General features: G+C 61.0%; 12 protein-coding genes. 6 read left to right on the top strand and 6 right to left on the bottom strand.

Annotation, left to right across the window (positions count from 1 at the left end):
* Nucleotides 1-225 precede the first annotated feature (225 nt).
* Entirely contained in the window at nt 226-2,649 is a 2,424-nt protein-coding gene (locus tag N2A98_RS19410; protein WP_078803611.1) for a GGDEF domain-containing protein, read from the top strand.
* A 48-nt stretch (nt 2,650-2,697) separates the two neighbouring features.
* On the opposite strand, the gene dacB is transcribed toward N2A98_RS19410, so the two are convergent.
* Nucleotides 2,698-4,158 (bottom strand): D-alanyl-D-alanine carboxypeptidase/D-alanyl-D-alanine-endopeptidase, encoded by a 1,461-nt coding sequence (gene dacB, locus N2A98_RS19405; RefSeq protein WP_003193256.1) that lies wholly within the window; start codon nt 4,156-4,158, stop codon nt 2,698-2,700.
* Between the two features lie 236 nt (nt 4,159-4,394).
* Here dacB and N2A98_RS19400 point away from each other — a divergent pair, with 236 nt between their 5' ends.
* Complete coding sequence (locus tag N2A98_RS19400) at nt 4,395-4,739, top strand: YggL family protein (RefSeq protein WP_003193255.1); 345 nt, start codon at nt 4,395-4,397, stop codon at nt 4,737-4,739.
* A 37-nt stretch (nt 4,740-4,776) separates the two neighbouring features.
* Here N2A98_RS19400 and N2A98_RS19395 read toward each other — a convergent pair whose 3' ends face one another.
* Entirely contained in the window at nt 4,777-5,967 is a 1,191-nt protein-coding gene (locus N2A98_RS19395) for a benzoate/H(+) symporter BenE family transporter (protein ID WP_019820510.1), read from the bottom strand.
* 339 nt (nt 5,968-6,306) lie between these two features.
* On the opposite strand from N2A98_RS19395, the gene N2A98_RS19390 reads away from it, so the two are divergent.
* On the top strand, nt 6,307-7,071 hold the full coding sequence (locus N2A98_RS19390; protein ID WP_014719469.1) for a GntR family transcriptional regulator: 765 nt from the start codon (nt 6,307-6,309) through the stop codon (nt 7,069-7,071).
* A gap of 155 nt (nt 7,072-7,226) precedes the next feature.
* On the opposite strand, the gene guaD is transcribed toward N2A98_RS19390, so the two are convergent.
* The 4 genes from guaD to xdhA form a co-directional block, all read right to left on the bottom strand.
* The gene (gene guaD, locus N2A98_RS19385; RefSeq protein WP_275622520.1) at nt 7,227-8,531 is read right to left on the bottom strand and encodes a guanine deaminase; all 1,305 of its coding nucleotides are present in this window, start codon (nt 8,529-8,531) and stop codon (nt 7,227-7,229) included.
* A 12-nt stretch (nt 8,532-8,543) separates the two neighbouring features.
* The gene (xdhC, locus tag N2A98_RS19380) at nt 8,544-9,383 is read right to left on the bottom strand and encodes a xanthine dehydrogenase accessory protein XdhC (RefSeq protein ID WP_275622519.1); all 840 of its coding nucleotides are present in this window, start codon (nt 9,381-9,383) and stop codon (nt 8,544-8,546) included.
* A gap of 115 nt (nt 9,384-9,498) precedes the next feature.
* Nucleotides 9,499-11,898, bottom strand: a complete 2,400-nt coding sequence (gene xdhB, locus N2A98_RS19375) for a xanthine dehydrogenase molybdopterin binding subunit (RefSeq protein ID WP_078803608.1) — start codon at nt 11,896-11,898, stop codon at nt 9,499-9,501.
* Nucleotides 11,891-13,339, bottom strand: a complete 1,449-nt coding sequence (gene xdhA / locus N2A98_RS19370; protein WP_275622518.1) for a xanthine dehydrogenase small subunit — start codon at nt 13,337-13,339, stop codon at nt 11,891-11,893. The genes xdhB and xdhA overlap by 8 nt, the downstream gene beginning before the upstream one ends.
* Before the next feature lie 280 nt (nt 13,340-13,619).
* Between xdhA and N2A98_RS19365 the strand changes: the two genes are divergently transcribed.
* From N2A98_RS19365 to zipA, 3 genes are all read left to right on the top strand, one after another.
* Nucleotides 13,620-14,279: a GntR family transcriptional regulator gene (locus tag N2A98_RS19365; RefSeq protein WP_044275079.1), complete on the top strand. Its 660-nt coding sequence runs from the start codon at nt 13,620-13,622 to the stop codon at nt 14,277-14,279.
* 2 nt (nt 14,280-14,281) lie between these two features.
* Complete coding sequence (gene smc / locus N2A98_RS19360) at nt 14,282-17,770, top strand: chromosome segregation protein SMC (protein WP_275622517.1); 3,489 nt, start codon at nt 14,282-14,284, stop codon at nt 17,768-17,770.
* Nucleotides 17,771-18,028: 258 nt separating this feature from the next.
* A complete protein-coding gene (gene zipA, locus N2A98_RS19355; RefSeq protein WP_032895820.1) occupies nt 18,029-18,892 on the top strand; it encodes a cell division protein ZipA in 864 nt (287 codons plus the stop codon).
* The last annotated feature ends 51 nt before the right edge of the window (nt 18,893-18,943 follow it).

Below are 18,943 nucleotides of genomic sequence, written 5' to 3'. Positions count from 1 at the left end.
CGAAGATCGTCAACGGTAACGCGGATATCCTGGATGAACGCGGTGCCTGTGAGTTTTTCGCGAGCAAGCTCGCTCCTACGGTAAGCCTCTGTGGCGAGAGAGCTTGCTCCCTCGCCCCAATAAGCCTGTTGACGGTTTTGCACTGGTCAAACCCCTGACCGATGGCTATAACTTAAGCCCTAGCCAAAGTGACACCCCCGCACACTGGCGCTGTGAGTGTTGCCTATGCCGATGCAAGTCGTTCGCCCGAAAATCCTTGGTTTTATCAGTGAGCAGGCATCGGCTTGGCTGGTGGCATTGGTGGTGTTATCAATCGGTAGCGCGCTGACGGTGGTTGTCGCATGGGCGGCATCCGACTTATATCAGCAACAGGTGCGCCAGCGGTTCCAGTTGCTGGTCAACGAGCGCTACACCCGCATCCAGGAACGTTTCGAAGACCAGGAGCAGCGCCTGGGCAGCTTGCAGCGTTTCTTCGTCAATTCCGGCGAGGTGTCCCGCGCCGAGTTCGACGGTTTCGCCAAACCGCTGTTGTTGCATGCCCGTGCTTATGCCTGGGCTCCACGGATATTTCGCACGCAGCGCAGCCTGTTTGAGCAGGACATTTCTCGCCAGCGCGGCATTCCTTTCAGTATCCGCGAACTGAATACTGCAGGTGAGTTGGCGCCAGCGGCCGAACGCGATGAATACGTACCGGTGCTGTACAGCCAGACACAAAGTCTGCTGGGCTCGCCGCTGGGCTTTGATCTGCTGGCCCAACCCCTGCGTCGCTCAGCTCTGGAGCGTGCGCAACAAAGCGGCCAGTTGGCGGTGTCGCAACCCATGCAACTGGTGGGGGTGGAACCCGCTTATGCGGCAGGCGTGTTGTTGGTGGCGCCCGTGAGCAAGCTCGCAGGTGCCGAGCCCTACGGCTATGTGATGGCGGTGATCAGCATGCGTCAGCTGGTAGCCGAGGGGTTGCCCAGGCCCAACCGGGACAACCTGGTGATGCAGATCGTAGACACTTCCGACACCCAGCAACGGGTGTTGTATGCCTCCAGCAACGCCTTGGGCAGCAGTGGCTTGACGGCTGCGCGCCGCCTCACCCTGGGCGACCATGTCTATGCCCTGAGCCTGAGCGCCAGCGAAGTGTTCGACAGGGCCAACCATTCTTCGATGCACGCCATTCTGGCGATGGGCGTGTTGCTCAGCGCCTTGCTCAGTGCGCTGCTTTACATGCTGGTGAGCCAGCGCCAGCGCGCACTGAAACTGGTGGAGCAACGCACCGTGCAATTGCGTGCCCGTGAGCAGGAGTTGCGTGGCGCCCATGGGCAACTGCGCAGTGTGCTGAATGCGGCGACTCAAGTGGCGATCATTGCCACGGACCTGCGCGGCGTGATCAACACCTTCAATGCCGGTGCCGAGCAGATGCTGGGCTTTACGGCCGAGGAGGTGCTGGGGCATATGACCTTGGACCGTCTGCACGTAGCCATGGAACTCGACGCCCGCGCTGAGCCGTTGAGCAGGGCGCTGGGCAAGCGCATCCCCGCGAGCCAGGCGATGCTGGTGGAGAGCCCGGACAGTCAACATGAAGGACGTGAGTGGACGCTGGTGCGCAAGGACGGCAGCCAACTGACGGTCAACATGTTGCCGACCGTGCTCTTGGATGACCATGGCCTGTGGGTCGGACACCTGGCGATTTACCTGGATGTCACCGAGCAAAAGCGCGCCTATGAGGCCCTTGCCGTACGCGACCGCCTGCTGAAAAAACTCAGCGCCCACGTGCCGGGTGGGATCTTCCAGTTCACCCTGGAACCCCAGGACACCTGGCGTTTCATCTATGCCAGCGAAGGCATGCGCGATATCTATGAAATCGAGTTGGGCGTGCTGCAGCAGGATGGGAGCACGGTCCTGGAGCGCATTCATCCTTTGGACCTGGAGCGCGTGCGTGCGTCGATACGCCTTTCTGCGTTGCAACTGAGCCATTGGCGTGAAGAGTACCGCGTGCAATTACCCCAACGAGGCCTGCGCTGGATTCGCGGCGAAGCGACGCCGGAAGAGTTGCCGGGAGGCGGTACGCTTTGGCACGGTTATGTCTCGGATATTTCGGATCTCAAACGGGTCGAGGAAGAACTGCGTGCGCTGTCCATCACCGACTCTCTGACAGGGATCTATAACCGCCGCTATTTCCAGGATCGCCTCAAGGGCGAAATGCTCCGGCTCAACCGTATGTCTGGCGCGCTTTCGTTGATCATGCTCGATATCGACCACTTCAAGCGCATCAACGATCAGCACGGCCATGCCGTGGGCGACGGCGTGCTGCAGGAGTTGTGCAAGCGTATCGGCCAACGCTTGCGCCGCACCGATGTATTTTGCCGGATCGGCGGGGAAGAGTTTGTGGTGCTGTGCCCCAACACCGATGGCGCCCAGGCCTACAGCCTGGCGATGCAGTTGTGGCAGTCGCTGCGCGATGCGGCGATGGAACCGGTGGGGGTGGTTACCGCCAGTTTTGGCGTGGCCAGTTGGCGAGTCGATGAAGGTATCGATGGGTTGCTGCTGCGCGCGGATTCGGCGGTGTACGTGGCCAAGCAGGCGGGCAGGGATCGGGTGCAGGTGTGTGGGAGCGGGCTTGCCCGCGAAGGCGGTGCGTCAGTTGTCGAAGATATCGACTGAACAACCGCTATCGCGGGCAAGCCCGCTCCCACAGGGTAAATGGGGTGCTTAGAGAACCGGCGCGGCGGCAACGGCCTTCGGCTGGCGATACAGGTCCAGCAGTACCTGATCCAACACCGACGAGGCTCCCCAAGGTTTGGGGTCGTTGAGAATCGCCACCACCGCCCAGGTATTGCCATTGTTGTCGCGGCTGTAGCCGGCGATGGCGCGTACGGTGTTCAAGGTGCCGGTCTTCACATGGGCTTCGCCGCGCAGGGCGGTGGTTTTCAGGCGTTTACGCATGGTGCCGTCGGTGCCGGCGATCGGCATCGAGCTGATGTACTCCGCCGCATAAGGGCTTTTCCACGCGGCTTGCAGCATGGCCGCCATCTCGCGGGCGCTGACCCGTTCGGCGCGGGACAGGCCGGAGCCGTTTTCCATCACCAGGTGCGGCGCGGTGATGCCTTTTTTGGCCAGCCACTGGCGCACGACACGTTGCGCGGCCTTGGCATCGTCGCCATCGGCATCGTTGCGAAACTGTGCACCCAGGCTCAGGAACAACTGTTGGGCCATGGTGTTGTTACTGTATTTGTTGATGTCACGGATGATCTCCGCCAGGTCCGGTGAGAAGGCGCGAGCCAGGACTTTTGCATCCTTGGGCACCGGTGCCTGGATATCACGGCCCTGGATGGTGCCGCCCAACTCCTTCCAGATCGCCCGCACGGCGCCTGCGGTGTAGGTGGCGTGGTCGAGCAGCGACAGGTAGGTCTGCGAGCTGCAGCCATCACCCAGTTGGCCGCTGACGGTCACGGTCACGCTGCCGTCGGCGGCGGTCACCGGGCTGTAGCGCACGTCACCGGTGCACTGTTTGGCGTTGGTGACTTTCACCTGATTGTCGATGCGGATGCTGGCAATCGGCGGTTCGACCGATACGATCACCCGCCCTGAATCATTGCGGGTCACGAAGCGCAGGGCCTTGAGGTTGACCAGCAAGGCGTCGGGCTTGACCAGGAACGGCTTGTTTTCGTCGTTGCCGTCGTCATTGAACTCGGGCAATTGCGGCTGGTTGAAGAAGTTACGGTCCAGCACCAGGTCGCCGGTGACTTGCTGCACGCCATTGGCGCGCAGGTCGCGCATCAGCAGCCAGAGTTTTTCCATGTTCAGCTTGGGATCGCCGCCGCCCTTGAGGTACAGGTTGCCGCGCAACACGCCGCCGCTGAGGGTGCCATCGGTGTAGAACTCGGTCTTCCACTGATGGTTGGGGCCGAGCATTTCCAGGGCCGCGTAAGTGGTGACCAGCTTCATGGTGGAGGCCGGGTTCACCGAGACGTCGGCGTTGAAAACCGTAGGGGTACCCGGGCCGTTCAGGGGCAGCATCACCAGAGACAGCGCGGTATTTTGCAGCTTGGCCTTCTGCAAGGCCTGCGCAACGCTGGGTGGCAGGGTGTTATTGACGGGAGCGGCGCAAACGGAAAAGGCCAGGGGCAAGACAACACTGGCAAGTAACACTGAACGCAAAGATTTGATCATAAGAAATAAAACCCTACTGCTGAGGAGGGTGAAAAAGGCGAGGGGTATGGAAGAAAATCCCTCAGTGGTCACGAAAGTGTCGGCATTATGCCCCAAGCTGGCGCCACGTGTAGCTGAACGATAGCTGCTAATCGTGGTTTTTTTGCGCGCATTTGCCCGTCGGTCCCAGAGAGTCGGGCAATTGCCGCCTTAAACTGCTAAAGTGCCGCCCGTTAATACTTATGAGGATTGTTCCAATGGCGACTAACCGTTCCCAGCGTCTGCGCAAAAAACTGTGCGTTGATGAATTTCAAGAGCTGGGTTTCGAACTGAACCTGGACTTCAACGAAGGCCTGAGTGAAGAAGCTATCGACGCTTTCCTCGAAGCATTCATCAAAGAAGCCATGGAAGCCAATGGCCTGGGCTATGTGGGCGGCGATGACTACGGTCTGGTTTGCCTGCAGAAGCGTGGCTCGGTCTCCGAAGAGCAGCGTGCTGCGGTCGAAGCCTGGCTGAAAACCCGTTCCGAGCTGACCAAGGCTGAAGTCAGCCCGTTGCTGGACGTGTGGTATCCAGAAAAGCCGATCAACGCGGCTAAGTGATACTGAAAAAAACGGCGACCTGAGGGTCGCCGTTTTTTTATGCCTTGCGCCAATTCAGAATCAGCAGCGTCAACACCCCCGCCACAATCCCCCAGAACGCCGACCCGATGGAAAACAACGTCAAGCCTGACGCGGTGACCATAAAGGTGATCAGCGCCGCTTCCCGTTCCTTCGGCTCATTCATGGCGATGCTCAAGCCATTGATGATCGAGCCAAACAACGCCAACGCCGCAATCGACAGCACCAACTCCTTGGGCAGCGCCGCGAACAACGCCGCCAAGGTCGCGCCGAATACCCCGGCAATCCCGTAGAACACTCCACACCACACCGCGGCGGTGTAGCGCTTGTTGCGGTCTTCATGGGCGTGCGGCCCGGTGCAGATCGCGGCGCTGATCGCCGCCAGGTTGATGCCGTGGGAGCCGAACGGTGCCAGCACCAACGAGGCCAGGCCGGTGGTGGTGATCAACGGCGAAGCCGGCACGGTGTAACCGTCGGCCCGCAGCACCGCAACGCCGGGCATGTTCTGCGAGGTCATGGCCACCACGAACAGCGGGATGCCGATGCTGATGGTCGCCGCCAGCGAGAAGTGCGGCGTGGTCCACACGGGCGTCGCCACTTCCAGATGAAAGCCGCTGAAGTCCAGCAGCCCCATCAGCCCTGACAAAGCGGTGCCGATGAGCAAGGCGGCCAGCACGGCATAACGCGGCGACAGGCGCTTGATGATCAGGTAGGTGAAGAACATTCCCAGCACCAGCCCGGTACGGTGCTGGGCGGCGACGAAAATTTCGCTGCCGATCTTGAACAGAATCCCCGCCAGCAGCGCCGCCGCCAGTGATGCTGGAATCCGCTTGACCAGTTTCTCAAAGCTGCCGGTCAACCCGCAGAGCGTCACCAGTACCGCGCAAGTGATGTAGGCACCGATGGCCTCGCCATAGCTCACGCCACCCAGGCTTGTGATCAGCAGCGCCGCGCCAGGGGTGGACCAGGCGATGGTGATGGGGGTGCGATAACGCAGGGACAGGCCGATGCTGCACACCGCCATGCCGATGGAAATCGCCCAGATCCACGAAGAAATCTGCGCGGTGGTCAAGCCGGCGGCCTGGCCGGCCTGGAACATCAGCACCAGGGAGCTGGTGTAGCCGGTCATCATGGCGATAAAGCCGGCGACGACGGCCGACGCAGAAGTGTCGGCCAGTGGGCGCAAGGGCGCTTGGGTGGCGTCGGTCATGGAGAGGTGTTCCTTTTTACCTGACTCCGCACGCTGTAGGAGCGAGCTTGCTCGCGAAAATCGCCGACGATAACGCGGGCAATCAGATTAAACGCGGCGCCCTTGGGTTCTTCGCGAGCAAGCTCGCTCCTACAGTGGGATGTCGTTCATGGGAAATCGTGGAATCAAGCCTAAACTCAAACGTAACGAGTCATTGCAATACAGCCGTGGCCGCAAACAGCCGTACAGTGTGTTGGCGCAATGGGTTGTGTACAATGTGCGCTGTTTTTAGGTGATACTTGCCAGCGACACGCTGTTGCCGTATTACCGTTAATTCGCCGTTCTCAAACCCGAGTGCCCATGAACGAACAGTTGCAACCTCTCAAGAAACAACCGCGAGCCGGCAAGGCCGGTCGCAGCGGAACCCAGGACGATATCGTCTATGCGCATATCTTCGAGGCGATCCTTGAACAACGCCTGGCGCCCGGAACCAAATTGAGTGAAGAGGCACTGGGCGAGATCTTCGGCGTGAGCCGCACCATCATTCGCCGCGCGCTGTCGCGCCTGGCCCATGAAAGCGTGGTACTGCTGCGGCCCAATCGCGGTGCGGTGGTTGCCAGCCCAAGCGTCGAAGAAGCGCGCCAGGTGTTCATGGCCCGGCGCCTGGTGGAGCGGGCGATCACGGAGTTGGCGGTGCAGCACGCCACGGCCGAGCAGTTGGCCGAGTTGCGCCAGATGGTCAACGACGAGCGCGACAGCTTTTCGCGCGGTGATCGCGGCGCCGGTATCCGTCTCTCCGGCGAATTCCACTTGAAGCTGGCCGAAGCCGCGAAGAACGCGCCGCTGATCAGCTTCCAGCGCAGCCTGGTGTCGCAGACGTCATTGATCATCGCCCAGTACGAAAGCGGCAACCGCTCGCACTGTTCCTACGATGAACACACCCAGTTGATCGATGCGATCGAAGCCCGGGATGCGACGTTGGCGGTGAACTTGATGATGCATCACATGGATCACATCGACAGCAAGCTCAACCTCGATGAAGAGAGTGCGTCGGATGATTTGCATGCGGTGTTTTCGCATCTTTTACAGACTAAAAAACCTGGGCGCTCGTCTGTAAAGTTGTAAACCCAATCAAATGTGGGAGCTGGTTTGTGTGGGAGCCGGGCTTGCCCGCGATGCAGGCGCCGCGGTGTATCAGTTACACCGCGGTGATGCTATCGCAGGCAAGCCAGCTCCCACACAAGCCCGTTCCCACATTTGTTTCGATGGTGTATCCGAAATCAGCGCTGGTGCACGAGCTGCCCGGCTGCATAGGTTTGCAGCACCGTCCGGTCATCCCCCAACGTCATCAGCACAAACAACGTCTCGGCAATGTTATTGGCCTGTTTCAGGCGATAGCTCAGCAGTGGCGTGGCGTTGTAATCCAACACTAGGAAGTCCGCATCGGTGCCCGGCTGCAAGGTGCCGATCTTGTCTTCCAGGCGCAGCGCTCGAGCGCCGCCCAGGGTTGCCAGGTACAGCGACTTGAACGGGCTCAAGCGCGCACCTTGCAACTGCATGACCTTGTAGGCTTCGTTCAGGGTTTGCAGCAGCGAGAAGCTGGTGCCGCCACCCACGTCGGTGCCCAGGCCCACGTTCAAGTTGTGTTTCTCGGCCATCGGCAGGTTGAACAGGCCACTGCCGAGGAAGAGGTTCGAGGTCGGGCAGAACGCGACTGCCGAGCCGGTCTCTGCCAGCCGTGCGCATTCGTCATCACACAGGTGTACGCCGTGGGCAAACACCGAGCGCTCGCCGAGCAGCTTGTAATGGTCGTAGACATCCAGGTAGCCGTTGCGCTCCGGGAACAGCTCGTTTACCCACTCGATTTCCTGCTTGTTTTCGCTGATGTGGGTCTGCATGTACAAATCCGGGTACTCGCCCAGCAGTTGCCCGGCCAGCGTCAGTTGCTCCGGCGTGCTGGTAGGCGCGAAGCGTGGCGTCACCGCGTAATGCAGGCGGCCCTTACCGTGCCAGCGTTCGATCAGCGCCTTGCTTTCCTGGTAGCCGGATTCGGCGGTGTCGGTCAGATAGTCCGGCGCGTTGCGGTCCATCATCACCTTGCCGGCAATCATGCGCAGGTCGAGTTTCTCGGCCGCTTCAAAGAATGCATTCACCGATTGCGGGTGCACGCTGCCGAACACCAGCGCGGTGGTGGTGCCGTTGCGCAGCAGTTCCTTGATGAAGATGTTGGCGACTTCTTCAGCGTGAGCCTTGTCGGCAAACTGGCTTTCACAGGGGAAGGTGTAGGTGTTGAGCCAGTCCAGCAGTTGCTCGCCATAGGCGCCGACCATCCCGGTTTGCGGCAGGTGAATATGGGTGTCGATCAAGCCAGGGGTGATCAACGCATCCTGGTAATGGGTGATGTCGATATCGGCGGGCAGGCTCGGCAGCAGGTCGCTGGCGTGGCCAAGGGCGCTGATCTGGCCGTTATCGATCACCAGCAGGCCGTCCTCGAAATATTCGTAGGAGGCATCGATCCCAACAACGGCAGGGTCGGCGATGCTGTGCAGGATGGCGGCACGGTAGGCTTTGCGAGTCAAAGGCATGATCGTCTCAACTTAGATAGCGTGGCTGCGGCGCGAAGCCGGCAGCAGTTTGGCAATAGGTTCGGCGCCGGCAAGGTGCTGGCCGAAATTGGCGTTATAGGTGGCGATGATTTCGCCGGCGATGGAGATGGCGATCTCCACCGGTAGCTTGCCCTTGACCTCGGGGAGGCCCATGGGGCAACGCATGCGCTGTAACTGCGTGGCATCAACGCCACGGTCACGCAGGCGGTGTTCGAATTTGACCCGCTTGGTTTTCGAGCCGATCAGGCCGAAGTAGGCGAAGTCGTTGCGCTTGAGCAGGGCGGCGGTCAGTTCCAGGTCCAGCGCGTGGTTGTGGGTCATGACGATGCAGTAACTGCCTGCAGGCAGGTCGGCAATTTCGTCGACCGGCTCTTCGCTGACGATTTTACGCACGCCTTGGGGGATGTGCTGCGGGAATTCCTGCTCGCGGGAATCGATCCAGCGCACCCGGCAGGGCAGGCTTGCCAGCAATGGCACCAACGCACGGCCGACATGGCCGGCGCCAAATACAGCGATGTGCGCCTGCGCCTGGCCCATGGGCTCGAACAGCAGCACGGTCACGCCGCCGCAGCATTGGCCCAGGCTGGCGCCGAGGCTGAAGCGCTCCAGGTGAGTGTTCTGCTGGCCGCGCACCAACATGTCCCGGGCGATCTGCATCGCCTTGTATTCCAGGTGCCCGCCGCCGATGGTGTCGAAGGCCTGCGCGGCGCTGATGACCATCTTGGAACCGGCGTTGCGCGGGGTGGAGCCGAGTTCTTCGATGATGGTGACGAGCACGCAGGGTTCGCCCTGGTTTTGCAAGGTGGCGAGGGCGCTGATCCAGTTGTCCATGTCTACCTCAACATTTCTGCTGTTAGTTCGGCCGCCTTCGCGAGCAAGCCCGCTCCCACATGGGAATGCATTTCAAGTGTGGGAGCGGGCTTGCTCGCGAAGGCGGCGCCTGGGTCTAGAGCGAAGCCATCTCGGTGTCAGCCTCGACAGCTTTCGCCACCTGTAACTGCCGCATCTGCTCACACCCCCACAACACCCGCTCGGGCGTCGCTGGCGCATCAATGTGGGGCTGATGGCGATAATCACCGAGGCTCGCCACCGCATCCTTGATCGCACACCACGACGCAATGCCGAGCATGAACGGCGGCTCACCCACGGCCTTGGAATGGAACACTGTGTCTTCCGGGTTCTTGCGGTTCTCTACCAGCTTCACTCGCAGGTCCAGCGGCATGTCGGCCACCGCCGGGATCTTGTAGCTGGCCGGGCCGTTGGTCATCAGCTTGCCCTTGTTGTTCCACACCAGCTCTTCCATGGTCAGCCAGCCCATGCCCTGAATGAAGCCGCCTTCGACCTGGCCGATGTCGATGGCCGGGTTCAGCGAGGCGCCCACATCGTGCAGGATGTCGGTGCGCAGCATTTTGTATTCGCCGGTCAGGGTGTCGACGATCACTTCGCAGCAGGCCGCGCCGAACGCGTAGTAGTAGAACGGCCGCCCGCGTGACTGGCTGCGGTCGTAGAAGATTTTCGGGGTCTTGTAGAAACCTGTGCTGGAGAGCGACACCTGGGCGAAATACGCCTGCTGGATCAACGCTTCGAAGCTGAGGATCTGCTCGCGCACGCGCACATGGCCGTTGCGAAACTCCACGTCCGCCTCGCTTACGTCGTACTTGCGCGCCGCAAATTCCACCAGCCGCTGCTTGATGGTTTCGGCCGCATTCTGCGCGGCCTTGCCGTTCAGGTCGGCGCCGCTGGAGGCCGCGGTGGGCGAGGTGTTAGGCACCTTGTCGGTGTTGGTGGCGGTGATCTGGACGCGGTCGATCTCTACCTGGAATACCTCGGCCACGACTTGCGCGACCTTGGTATTCAAGCCCTGGCCCATCTCGGTGCCGCCGTGGTTCAGGTGGATGCTGCCGTCGGTGTAGATATGGATCAGTGCGCCAGCCTGGTTGAGGAAGCTGGCGGTGAAGGAAATACCGAATTTCACCGGGGTCAGCGCCAAGCCCTTTTTCAGGATCGGGCTGTGGGCGTTGTACAGGCGGATCGCTTCGCGGCGCTCGGCATATTGGCTGCTGGCTTCCAACTCGGCGGTCATTTCTTCGAGCATGTTGTGCTCGACGGTCTGGTAGTAGTGGGTGACGTTGCGCTCGGTCTTGCCGTAGTAGTTGGCCTTGCGCACGGCCAGCGGGTCTTGGCCCAGATGGCGCGCGATGGCGTCCATCACCTCTTCGATGGCGACCATGCCCTGGGGGCCGCCGAAGCCGCGATAGGCGGTGTTGGAGGCGGTGTTGGTCTTGCAGCGATGGCCGTTGACCGTGGCGTCGCCCAGGTAATACGAGTTGTCGGCGTGGAACATGGCGCGGTCGACAATCGAGTTGGACAGGTCCGGCGAACAACCGCAGTTACCCGCCAGCTCCAGGTTGATGCCGTGCAGGCGGCCGTTGTCGTCAAAGCCCACGTCGTATTCGATATAGAAGGGGTGGCGCTTGCCGGTCATCAGCATGTCTTCGACCCGTGGCAGGCGCATCTTGGTCGGCTGGCCAGTGAGGCGCGCCACCACGGCGCACAGGCACGCCGGGCTGGCGGCCTGGGTTTCCTTGCCGCCAAAGCCACCGCCCATGCGGCGCATGTCCACCACAATCTTGTTCATCGACACATCCAGCACCTCCGCCACCAGCTTCTGCACTTCGGTGGGGTTTTGCGTGGAGCAATAGACGATCATGCCGCCATCTTCGGTGGGCATCACCGAAGAAATCTGGGTTTCCAGATAGAAGTGTTCCTGGCCACCGATATGCAAGGTGCCCTGAATACGGTGCTTGGCACTTGCCAGCGCAGCGGCCGAATCGCCGCGCTGGTGAGTGTGGCTGTCGAGCACGAAGTGCTTGTTGCGAAACGCCTCGACCACATCCAGCACTGGCTCCAGGTCTTCATATTCGATCACCGCCGCCATCGCCGCCTTGCGTGCGGTTTCCAGGTCGCGGGCGGCCACGGCCAGCACCACCTGGCCGACGAACTGCACGGTGTCGATGGCCAGCAGCGGGTCGCCGGGCATCAGCGGGCCGATGTCTTTCAGGCCTGGCACGTCTTCGTGGGTGATGACTATGCGTACGCCGTCGAAGGCATAGCAGGGCGCGGTGTCGATGCTGATGATGCGGGCGTGGGCACGGTCGGACATGCGCGCATACAGGTGCAACTGGTTGGGGAATTCCAGGCGGTCGTCGATGTACTGCGCTTCACCGCTGACGTGCTTGGCGGCGCTGTCATGCTTGACGCTGCGCCCGACCCCGGTGGTGAGGTCCTGGGCAAACAGTGCGGCAAGTTCGGCCTGGGTTTTTACCACGGCGTGATGGTTAGACATAAGCGGTCACCCGAGTCTCGATGTGCGGCGTTTGCAGTTCGATGAAGTATTTGCGCAGCAGGTTTTGCGCGCTGAGCAGGCGGTATTCCTTGCTGGCGCGAAAGTCCGACAGTGGGGTGAAGTCCTGTGCCAGGGCGGCGCAGGCTTTCTCGACCGTGGCCAAGTTCCAGATGGCGCCCAACAACGCGGCCTCGCAATTTTTTGCGCGTTTTGGTGTGGCGGCCATGCCTCCGAAGGCAACGCGAGCCTCGCTGATCACACCGTTGTCGATCTTCAGGTTGAACGCTGCGCACACGGCGGAAATATCGTCGTCCAGACGCTTGGACACCTTGTAGGCCCGAAACAGCGTGTGGCCCTTGGGCACGATGATGGTCTCGATGAACTCGCTGTCCTGGCGGGCGGTGACGCGGTAGTCGATGAAGTAGTCTTCCAGCGCCAGGGTACGGCGGGTGTTGCCCTTGCACAGTACGATCTGTGCGCCCAGGGCAATCAGCAGCGGCGGCGAATCACCAATGGGCGAAGCGTTGCCGATATTGCCGCCCAGGCTGCCCTGGTTGCGAATTTGCAGGGAGGCGAAGCGGTGCAGCAGTTCGCCGAAGTCCGGGTATTCGTGGTGCAGCGCGGCGTAGCAGTCGGAGAGGGCGGTGGCTGCGCCGATTTCCAGGCGGTCGTCGAACTGCTCGATGCGTTTCATGGCTTCAATGTTGCCCACGTAGATCATCACCGGCAGGGTGCGGTGGAACTGGGTGACTTCCAGCGCCAGGTCAGTGCCACCGGCCAGCAGGCGGGCCTGCGGGTAGGCGTCATAGAGGTCGGCCAGGTCGGCGACGGTCAACGGCACCAGGCAGCGCTTGTCACCGCTGTTGAGTTCACCGGTCTGGGTCGGCGCGATGGCTTTAAGGCGTGCGATGGTTTCAGCCAGGCGGCTGTCGAATTGATCCTGGGGTTTGTTGCAGCAGGCCTGTTCGGCAGCGGCGAGGATCGGGCGATAACCGGTGCAGCGACACAGGTTGCCGGCCAGGGCTTCATGGGCTTTCTGGCTGTCGGGGGCGTCGCTGTTTTTTTGCAGGGCAAACAGCGACATCACAAAACCTGGGGTGCAAAAGCCGCACTGCGAACCGTGGCACTCGACCATGGCCTGTTGCACGCTGTGCAATTGGCCCTGGTGCTTGAGGTCTTCGACGCTGATCAGTTGTTTGCCGTGCAGTGACGACACAAATGTCAGGCAGGAGTTGAGGCTGCGATAACGAATCTGCTCGGCGCCTTGCTCGTCGGTGTGCAGCTCGCCGACCACCACGGTGCACGCGCCACAGTCGCCACTGGCGCAGCCTTCCTTGGTACCGGGTTTGCCCACATGCTCGCGCAGATAGTTGAGCACGGTCAGGTTGGGGTCCAGGGCGTGCTCGCTACGGAGTTCCTGGTTAAGTAAAAACTGGATCACGGAAGGCCTCGCAGACTCATTATTGTTGTTAACCGCTTTGCGCCGAATCTAGTCATGTCTGACTTTTCGGTCAATGGTTTTCTGACCTAAGGGTCAAGAAAATGCGGTCGCAACACGTTCAATTATGGTCCAGTCTTCTGGAACCGGCGTTTTTGGCGGCTTACAGGCTTTCAACGTTGCTTATTTCATGCCAAATTCGCCACGGTGGGCGTAGCGCCATCAGCGGGCCAATGCGCTACACTGCCGCGCTTGTACCGATAGCAGATTTTGAAGGGAAAACATGACGTTCAAGGCGCCGGACAGTCTCGCCGAGCAAATTGCTCACCACCTCGCCGAACGTATCATTCGCGGCGATCTCAAGCCTGGGGAGCGGATCCAGGAACAGAAGGTCACGCTGGCGCTCAACGTCAGCCGTGGTTCCGTGCGCGAAGCCTTGCTGATCCTTGAGCGCCGCCATCTGATTGCGATCCTGCCGCGCCGTGGCGCCCACGTCACCGAACTCACCGCGCACAAGGTGCAGAGCCTGTGTACGTTGATGGGCGAGATGTACATCCTGCTCGGCAATGCGGTTGCCGAAGGCTGGCAGACCCAGGCCGACATGGCGCCGTTCCTGCAGATCCAGCAACGCCTGCAACTGAGCCTGGAGCGCGAGGACATCCGCGCCTTCGTCGAAGAAAGCTTCAACGTGATGCGCGCTGCGTACCCCTTCGCCAACAACCCGTATTTGCAGGAAACTGTCGAAAACCTGCAACCGGCGATGAACCGTGCTTATTACCTGGCCCTGGATCAGCGCAAGGCGTCCATGAGCGAGTTTCAGGCGCTGTTCGCGCAATTGCTCGCTGCGGTGCTTGCCCGTGACCTGGTGCAGATTCGCCTGGTGCTCACAGCCTATTGCCAGCGCAGCAGTTCGCTGGTCATCGCAGCCTTGGCGGACGCCTAAGCGTGCGGCTCAAGTGCATCAAGTTGGCGGGGTTCAAATCCTTCGTCGACCCCACCACCGTGAACTTCCCCAGCAACATGGCGGCGGTGGTGGGGCCCAATGGCTGCGGCAAGTCGAACATTATCGACGCCGTGCGTTGGGTGATGGGCGAGAGCTCGGCGAAAAACCTGCGCGGCGAGTCGATGACCGACGTCATCTTCAACGGCTCCACCAGCCGCAAGCCGGTGAGCCAGGCCAGTATCGAGCTGGTATTCGATAATTCCGACGGCACCCTGATCGGCGAATACGCGGCCTACGCGGAAATCTCCATCCGTCGTAAAGTCACCCGCGACAGCCAGAACAGTTACTTCCTCAACGGCACCAAGTGTCGCCGTCGCGATATCACCGATATTTTCCTCGGCACCGGCCTGGGCCCGCGCAGCTACTCGATCATCGAGCAGGGCATGATCTCCAAGCTGATCGAAGCCAAGCCCGAAGACCTGCGTAACTTTATCGAAGAAGCGGCCGGCATCTCCAAATACAAGGAGCGCCGCCGCGAGACCGAAAACCGTATTCGCCGTACCCATGAAAACCTCGCCCGCCTGACCGACCTGCGTGAAGAGCTGGAGCGCCAGCTCGAACGCCTGCACCGCCAGGCCCAGGCCGCCGAGAAGTATCAGGAATACAAGGGCGAGGAGCGCCAGCTCAAGGCGCAACTGTCGGCCCTGCGCTGGCAGGCATTGAATGATCAGGTGGGCCAGCGCGAAGCGATTATTGGCACCCAGGAAGTCAGCTTTGAAGCACTGGTGGCCGAGCAGCGTAACGCCGACGCCAGCATTGAACGCCTGCGTGACGGCCACCATGAGTTGTCCGAACGCTTCAATCTGGTGCAGGGCCGCTTCTATTCGGTGGGCGGTGACATTGCTCGGGTCGAGCAGAGTATCCAGCACGGCCAGCAGCGTTTGCGCCAGTTGCAGGACGACTTGAAGGAAGCCGAACGCGCACGCCTGGAAACCGAATCGCACCTGGGCCATGACCGCACCTTGCTGCTGACCCTGGGCGAAGAGCTGGATATGCTCACCCCCGAGCAGGAAATCACCAGCGCCGCCGCCGAAGAAGCCGCCGCCGCCCTGGAAGAATCCGAAACTACCATGCACGGTTGGGAGGAACAGTGGGACGCTTTCAACCTGCGTTCCGCCGAGCCACGCCGCCAGGCCGAGGTGCAGCAGTCGCGCATCCAGCAGTTGGAAACCAGCATGGAACGCCTGGCCGAGCGCCAGCGCCGGCTGCAGGAAGAGCGCGTACTGCTCGCCGCCGACCCGGAAGACGCGGCAATCATGCAGTTGAGCGAGCAACTGGCCGAAAGCGAAATGACCCTGGAAGAGCTGGAGGCCAGCGAAGAACAGCAAGTGGAGCGCCTGGAGCAACTGCGTCAGCAATTGCACACCGCGACCCAGGCGCAGCAGCAGGCCCAAGGCGATTTGCAGCGGCTCAATGGTCGGTTGGCTTCGCTGGAAGCCTTGCAGCAAGCCGCGCTCGACCCCGGCACCGGCACCGCCGAATGGCTGCGCGACCAGCATTTGGCCGAGCGCCCGCGCCTGGCCGAAGGCTTGAAAGTCGAAGCCGGCTGGGAACTGGCGGTGGAAACCGTGCTGGGTGCCGATCTGCAAGCGGTGCTGGTGGATGATTTCGGCGGCTTCGACCTGGCCGGGTTTGCCCAGGGCGATTTGCGCCTGCTCAGCCCGGCGGCCGACGGCACGCGGGTGCCGGGCAGCTTGCTGGACAAGGTCGAGGCGGCGATAGATCTGTCGCCCTGGCTGGGCCAGGTCAGGCCGGTGGAGTCCCTTGAGCAAGCCCTGGCCCAACGCGGGCAATTGGCGGCCGGTGAAAGCCTGATCAGCCGCGATGGCTATTGGGTCGGCCGCCACTTCCTGCGGGTGCGCCGCGCCAGTGAAGCGGAAAGTGGCGTGTTAGCCCGTGGCCAGGAAATCGTCAACCTGAGCGCCGAGCGTGAAGAACGCGAAGCCACCCTGGAAAGCCTGGAAACTGAATTGCAAACCCTGCGCGCCACCCAGCGTCAGCAGGAAACCGGCCGCGAACACCTGCGTCGTCTGTTGCAGGACGAAGCGCGCCAGCAAGGCGAGTTGAAAGCCCAACTATCGGCGGGCAGGGCCAAGGTCGAACAATTGACCCTGCGCCGCACCCGTCTTGACGAAGAAGTAGCCGAGATGGGCGAACAGCGCGCCCTGGAACACGAACAGATCGGTGAAGCGCGCCTGCACTTGCAGGAAGCCCTCGACAGCATGGCCCTGGACACTGAACAGCGCGAATTGCTGTTGGCCCAGCGCGACAGCCTGCGTGAGCGCCTTGACCGCGTGCGCCAGGAAGCCCGGCAGCACAAGGATCACGCCCATCAGTTGGCCGTACGCCTGGGCTCGTTGCGCGCCCAGCACGATTCCACGCGCCAGGCCCTTGAGCGCCTGGAGATGCAGTCCGAACGCCTGACCGAAAAGCGCGAGCAACTGAGCCTCAACCTGGAGGAGGGCGAGGCGCCGCTGGAAGAGCTGCGCCTCAAGCTTGAGGAATTGCTCGACAAGCGCATGACCGTCGACGTCGAACTCAAGACCGCACAGATCGCCCTGGAAGACGCCGACCGCGAACTGCGCGACGCCGAAAAGCGCCGCACCATGGCCGAGCAGCAGTCCCAGTTGATCCGCGGCCAGCTCGAACAACAACGCATGGAATGGCAAGCCCTCACCGTGCGCCGCAAGACCTTGCAAGACCAATTGCTGGAAGACGGCTATGACCTGCACGGCGTACTCAACACCCTGACCGCCCAGGCCAACGAGAAAGACGCCGAAGAAGAACTTGAACGGATTGCCGCACGTATTCAACGCCTGGGCGCGATCAACCTCGCCGCCATCGATGAGTACCAGCAGCAGTCCGAGCGCAAACGTTATCTGGATGCTCAGGATGCCGATCTGGTCGAAGCCCTGGACACCCTGGAAAACGTGATCCGCAAAATCGACAAGGAAACCCGCAACCGCTTCAAAGATACCTTTGATCAGATTAATGGCGGTTTACAGGCGTTATTCCCAAAAGTTTTCGGTGGTGGCAGCGCCTACTTGGAACTGACGGGCGAAGATCTACTCGATACAGGGGTAACGATCATGGCGCGGCCTCCGGGCAAGAAGAACAGCACCATCCATTTGTTGTCCGGCGGCGAAAAAGCCCTGACCGCACTGGCCCTGGTATTTGCCATCTTCAAGTTGAACCCGGCGCCGTTCTGCATGCTCGACGAAGTTGACGCACCGCTGGATGACGCTAACGTTGGACGCTACGCTCGGTTGGTTAAAGAGATGTCCCAGACCGTGCAGTTCATCTATATCACCCACAACAAGATCGCCATGGAAATGGCCGACCAGTTGATGGGCGTGACGATGCATGAGCCGGGCTGTTCGCGATTGGTAGCAGTGGATGTGGAAGAGGCGATGGCGATGGTGGAATCCTGAGCCATGCCCGAGAGAGAATTTACAGCGCGGCGTAGGGCGATTTACCGGTCTGGGGAAAGTGGCAAATGGACATATTTGTTCAAGGCATTTTGACAGACGGTGTAAAGTTATCTTTGGTCGTGCTAGTTTAATGTCAATTTTTCGTGTGCGTGGGCAAAACGTCAGTCAGAACATAGAGTTGGCGCCACGTTTTAAAGCGGTTTGCACGGTGCTAAACCCCTTATTTTTCAGCATTTTTTATTAGAGGCACGGGATTACATGGAAATCGGTCTGCGCGAGTGGCTGATCGTCATCGGCATTATTGTCATTGCCGGTATTCTTTTTGATGGCTGGCGCCGCATGCGCGGTGGCAAGGGCAAGCTCAAGTTCCGTCTGGACCGAAACCTGTCCAACTTGCCTGACGACGACGGCGCCGCCGAGCTGCTGGGGCCGCCCCGTGTGCTGGATACCCACAAAGAGCCGCAACTGGACGAGCATGATTTGCCGTCGATGAGCGCACCGCTGCGTGAAGCCCGCGAACCATCGTCCAAGCGTGGCAAGCGCGGGAGCGCGGCGGTTGCCGAGCCGCATCAGGGCGACCTGAACCTCGACGTCGATGATGGCCCGAGCTTCAGCAGCCGCGATGACGATTTCCCGGACGAGACGTCCAGCAAGAGCGCGGCACGCCAATCGGTGAACGATCAGCCGGCGGCCGAAGAAGTCCTGGTCATCAGCGTGATCTGCCGTGACGCCGGCGGTTTCAAAGGCCCGGCACTCTTGCAGAACATCCTCGAAAGCGGCCTGCGTTTCGGCGAGATGGATATCTTCCATCGTCACGAAAGCATGGCCGGTAACGGCGAAGTGCTGTTCTCCATGGCCAACGCGGTCAAGCCGGGCACCTTCGATCTGGACGATATCGACCTGTTCAGCACCCCGGCGGTGAGCTTCTTCCTTGGCCTGCCAGGCCCGCGTCACCCCAAACAAGCGTTCGACGTGATGGTGGCCGCCGCCCGCAAGCTGTCCCAGGAACTCAACGGCGAGCTCAAGGACGACCAACGCAGCGTGCTTACCGCCCAGACCATCGAACACTACCGTCAGCGCATCGTCGAGTTCGAGCGTCGCGCCCTGACACAGAAACGCTGAGGATCGATCTTAAGCGTTGTCTGTAGAATCCGTGCACTAACATATTGAGCA

It is taken from the genome of Pseudomonas sp. FJ2-5-13 (assembly GCF_029201605.1).
Lineage (GTDB): Bacteria > Pseudomonadota > Gammaproteobacteria > Pseudomonadales > Pseudomonadaceae > Aquipseudomonas > Aquipseudomonas lactis.
This window is presented reverse-complemented; position numbering and strand designations above follow the sequence as displayed.

Excerpts from the sequence above, each read along its gene's own strand:
- N2A98_RS19410 (WP_078803611.1), top strand. The coding sequence starts at position 226 with ATGCCGATGCAAGTCGTTCGCCCGAAAATCCTTGGTTTTATCAGTGAG.
- dacB (WP_003193256.1), bottom strand. The coding sequence starts at position 4,158 with ATGATCAAATCTTTGCGTTCAGTGTTACTTGCCAGTGTTGTCTTGCCC.
- N2A98_RS19400 (WP_003193255.1), top strand. The coding sequence starts at position 4,395 with ATGGCGACTAACCGTTCCCAGCGTCTGCGCAAAAAACTGTGCGTTGAT.
- N2A98_RS19395 (WP_019820510.1), bottom strand. The coding sequence starts at position 5,967 with ATGACCGACGCCACCCAAGCGCCCTTGCGCCCACTGGCCGACACTTCT.
- N2A98_RS19390 (WP_014719469.1), top strand. The coding sequence starts at position 6,307 with ATGAACGAACAGTTGCAACCTCTCAAGAAACAACCGCGAGCCGGCAAG.
- guaD (WP_275622520.1), bottom strand. The coding sequence starts at position 8,531 with ATGCCTTTGACTCGCAAAGCCTACCGTGCCGCCATCCTGCACAGCATC.
- xdhC (WP_275622519.1), bottom strand. The coding sequence starts at position 9,383 with ATGGACAACTGGATCAGCGCCCTCGCCACCTTGCAAAACCAGGGCGAA.
- xdhB (WP_078803608.1), bottom strand. The coding sequence starts at position 11,898 with ATGTCTAACCATCACGCCGTGGTAAAAACCCAGGCCGAACTTGCCGCA.
- N2A98_RS19365 (WP_044275079.1), top strand. The coding sequence starts at position 13,620 with ATGACGTTCAAGGCGCCGGACAGTCTCGCCGAGCAAATTGCTCACCAC.
- zipA (WP_032895820.1), top strand. The coding sequence starts at position 18,029 with ATGGAAATCGGTCTGCGCGAGTGGCTGATCGTCATCGGCATTATTGTC.